Here is an 895-nt window from a genome sequence, read left to right as displayed (position 1 = left end):
CAGCCGGCCTCGGACTCACTCGGTCTCGGGCTCAGTCGGTCTCCGCGACCAGCCGGCCGATCTCCTCCAGCGACACCGTGCCCGGGTCGAAATAGCGGGAGTGGGCGCCACGCACCGCGTCCGGACCCGCCACGGACCCCGGCTCGGTGACGTCCACCGCCAGCCCGCCGAACTCCGGCGTCCCGGGTCGCTCGCCCAGCACGCCGGAGATCGACCACCACGGCACCGGATCCCAGCGCGAGGCCACGCCCACCACCTCCTCACGCCCGGCCGGCCGGGCGTGGCCCGCCTCGTCCACCCGCTGGTCGGACAGCGAGTCGACCGTCGCGCCGGGGCTGCCCACGTGGATCATCCGGTCGGCCGCCAGCCCCCGCGGATCCGCGGCCGCCGCCCCCACCACCGCCGAGCCGTAGCTGTACCCCACCACCGAATGCGGGGCGTCGTCGCCGTCCATGCCCTCCACCCGGTCCAGGCCCGCGGCAAACGTCCGCAGGTCCGCCGCGTGCTCCCGCGCCGGCGCCTCCGACACCCCGGCCGCGGCGACGGAGTCCGGGGCGTCGTAGCCCTGCCACGAGACCGCGACGCAGGATTCGGTCGACATGCCGGAGGGCGTGCCGGCGGGCGGGTCGGCGGGCGGGTCGGCCCCGCCGGCCTCGCACACCGCCGCCGCGCGCTCTGCCGTGCGGTCGATCGACTCCAGCGACGAGCCCGTCCCCGGGACCAGCGTGACCACCCGGTCCGCGCCGTCCGGGTCGGCGCTCGCCACCACCGCACGACCGTCGGCGTGCAAGGCGAGCAGGTGCCGGCGGGGATCCGCTGCCAGGTGGGCGGCAAGTGCCTCGAGCCCCGGCGTCGCCTCGCCGTCGGCCCCGCCCGCGCCGGCCCGGCCCGCGCC

The 895-nt window shown here is 78.2% G+C and carries 1 protein-coding gene; it reads right to left on the bottom strand.

What is annotated here, in order from left to right:
• Positions 1 to 31 precede the first annotated feature (31 nt).
• Positions 32 to 895: alpha/beta hydrolase (locus B4M60_RS10770; RefSeq protein ID WP_291083490.1), on the bottom strand; the 864-nt coding region annotated here is incomplete at its 5' end.

The sequence above is a fragment of the Dietzia sp. UBA5065 genome (genome assembly GCA_002415925.1).
In the GTDB taxonomy this organism is placed as follows: Bacteria; Actinomycetota; Actinomycetes; order Mycobacteriales; family Mycobacteriaceae; genus Dietzia.
Note: the sequence above shows the minus strand (reverse complement) of the source record. Positions and strands in the feature narration are given on the sequence as shown.